This window comes from Micromonospora sp. M51 (genome assembly GCF_018070305.1).
In the GTDB taxonomy this organism is placed as follows: Bacteria; Actinomycetota; Actinomycetes; order Mycobacteriales; family Micromonosporaceae; genus Micromonospora; species Micromonospora parva.
In genome coordinates this window covers 1-2,205 of the sequence record NZ_JAGPXZ010000906.1, presented here as the reverse complement: position 1 = coordinate 2,205, position 2,205 = coordinate 1, and the positions used below count along the sequence as shown (strand labels likewise).

The window sequence follows — 2,205 nt, the reverse complement described above, 5'->3', positions numbered from 1 at the left end:
CTCCCGGGCGTCCCGCTCACCCACGAGGGAGACGGTACGCCACCGGCTCAGTCGAGTGCGGCCCGCAGCGTGTGCCGGACGATCAGGTCCACCGCGGGGTCGACCACGCCGACCGCACCCAGGTCGATGACAGCGTCCAGCCGCCGCTGCGCTCCTGCGGCCATTCGCTCTCCGCGCGCCGCCAGTGCCGAGCGGGTCGAGCGGGCGCTGCGCGGGGTCGTCCACAGCCGCCGCTGCGGACGGCCCCGTCCTCCCCTGCGCCACCTGTGTCCCGCGCCCGGTCTGGGAGTGCTTGGCGAGTCCTTTCGAGCTGACCCGTTTGTGACATCACGGCATGACCCGCTCGTCGTATCAGATTCGGAGCGACGCGGTGGCGCGGGATACGGCGCGATTCGTTTGCCGCATCAGCTCCAAAGGATGCCGCAAGAGGTTCTTTGCCCGGCGCGGCTGCCCTGCCCGGCAACCCGCCGCGTGGTTGCGCCCGGCACGCGTCGCCGGGCAGGGTCGATCGACCAGGCCATTGCGGGTTCAGCAGCCGTACGCCCTCCTGCGGTCCGTGCGGCCGGCGGCCGGGCGGTAGGGTCTCGACCGGCCGGTCGGGCGGGTAGGGGACCGGCCGGTCGGGTGAGGGGGAGGACACGTGCTGCACCTGAGGGTGATCGCTTCGCCGGAGCAGTCGGCGAACGTGATCGACCTGCTGGCCGCCGAGCCCGGCGTGACCCACCTGGTGGTGCTGCCCGGCGTCGCCCGGCAGCCCCCGGGCGACCTCATCCAGTTCGACGTCGTGCGGGAGAGCGCCGACCGGGTGTTGCAGGAGTTGCGGCGGATGGGGGTGGACGACACCGGCGGCATCGCGGCCGACGATGTGGAGTTGACCGTCTCCGCCGCGGCTGACCGGGCGGCGGAGCGGGCACCGGGCAGCGGGGCGGACGCGGTGGTCTGGGACGAGATCGCCGCGAAGACCGGCGAGCAGACCGAACTGTCCGGCACCTACCTCGTGCTGATCGTGGTGGCCACCATGATCGCCGGCATCGGTGTGCTGTTGGACCAGCCGATCCTCATTGTCGGGGCGATGGTGGTCGGTCCGGAGTTCGGCCCGCTCGCCGCGCTCTGCGTGGCGTTGCTACGTCGTCGGTTGGACGTGATCGGCCGCTCGGTGCTGGCCCTGACTGTCGGTTTTATGGCGGCCATGGCGGTCACCGTGCTGAGCACCTGGGCGTTGACCGCCGCCGGCCTGGTCAGTCGGGAGATGCTGCTCGCCGAACGTCCGCTCACCGACTTCATCTGGCGGCCGGACGCGCTGTCCTGGGTGGTCGGTCTACTTGCCGGCGTGGCCGGGATGCTCTCGTTGACGTCGAAGAAGTCCGGCAGCCTGGTCGGCGTGCTGATCTCGGTGACCACGGTCCCGGCCGCCGCGAACGTGGCGGTGGCCGCCGCCTACGGAGTGTGGGACGAAGCGGGCGGCTCGGCCCTCCAACTGGTGATCAACCTGTGTGCGATCGTCCTGGCCGGACTGCTCACCCTCGTGGTGCAGCAGGTCTGGTGGTGGGGTCTGGCTCGTCGGTCCCGTCGTCCAGCAACCGGGTGAGCAGCGTCCGCAACGGGATCGACTCACCGTCGCGGCCACCGGCCGCGACCACGTCATCGGCCTGGCTCGCGTTTCGCGCGGGTCGTCGCCCGGACGGACTCCGATCTTGGACAGTTTCCGTTCCGTCTGAACGGAAACTGTCCAAGATCTGCTGTGGCGGGGGCGTTTCGGTCGATCGCTCGCGCCGGTTGACCGGGGTCAGGCCAGGCCGGCGCGGCGCAGGGCCCACGCGTCGATGGCCGGCCCCGGCGCGCCCGGCCGCTGCGGCCCGCCGCGACCGCCGTGCTGCCCGCCGCCGCGACCACCCTGACCGCCACGACCACCCTGCCCGCCGGCACCGCCCTGCCCGCCACGACCTCCCTGCCCGCCGCGGCCACCTTGGCCGCCGCCACCGCCCTGGCCGCCACGACCGCCCTGCGGTGCGCGCTGCGCCGGGCCGCCACGCCCCTCCTGGCTCGTCCGACCAGCACCGCCGGCCGCCGGCTCGTCGTCCAGGCGCAGGGTCAACGAGATGCGCTTGCGGGGTACGTCCACATCGAGCACCCGGACCTTGACCACGTCGCCGGACTTCACCACCTCGCGGGGGTCCTTCACGAAGGTCCGGGACATCGCCGAGA

2 protein-coding genes are annotated in these 2,205 nt (G+C 72.5%); one reads left to right on the top strand and one right to left on the bottom strand.

What is annotated here, in order from left to right:
• The first annotated feature begins 640 nt into the window (after positions 1–640).
• A complete protein-coding gene (locus tag KBX53_RS30545; RefSeq protein ID WP_210863177.1) occupies positions 641–1,588 on the top strand; it encodes a DUF389 domain-containing protein in 948 nt (315 codons plus the stop codon).
• Between the two features lie 198 nt (positions 1,589–1,786).
• Here KBX53_RS30545 and KBX53_RS30540 read toward each other — a convergent pair.
• Positions 1,787–2,205: S1 RNA-binding domain-containing protein (locus KBX53_RS30540; RefSeq protein WP_210863175.1), on the bottom strand; the 419-nt coding region annotated here is incomplete at its 5' end.